Annotated in this window: 1 protein-coding gene; it reads left to right on the top strand. The window is 75.4% G+C overall.

Going from position 1 to position 341, the window contains the following annotated elements:
• A partial coding sequence (locus VR44_RS30930; protein WP_045950934.1) for an EamA family transporter occupies nucleotides 1-341 on the top strand: 341 nt, incomplete at both ends.

The raw sequence follows: 341 nt of genomic DNA, 5'->3' as shown, positions 1-341 counted from the left end.
TGTTCGCCTGGGCGTCCGCCTTCGTCTCCATCCGCAGCGCGGGGGCCGCCTACTCGCCGGGGGCGCTCGCCCTCGGCCGGTTGCTCGCCGCCTCGCTGACCCTCGTGACGCTGCTCCTCGTGCGCCGCGAGGGTCTGCCCCCGCGCGGTGCCTGGCGCGGCATCCTGCTCTCCGGGCTCGTCTGGTTCGCCGGCTACACGGTCGCGCTGAACTGGGGTGAGCGCCTCGTCGACGCCGGCACGGCCTCCCTGCTCGTCAACACCGGGCCGATCCTGATGGCGCTCCTCGCCGCACGCCTGCTCGGCGAGGCCCTGCCGCCACGCCTGCTCACCGGCATGGCC

This window comes from Streptomyces katrae (genome assembly GCF_000966975.1).
GTDB classification, from domain to species: domain Bacteria; phylum Actinomycetota; class Actinomycetes; order Streptomycetales; family Streptomycetaceae; genus Streptomyces; species Streptomyces katrae.
Note: the sequence above shows the minus strand (reverse complement) of the source record. Positions and strands in the feature narration are given on the sequence as shown.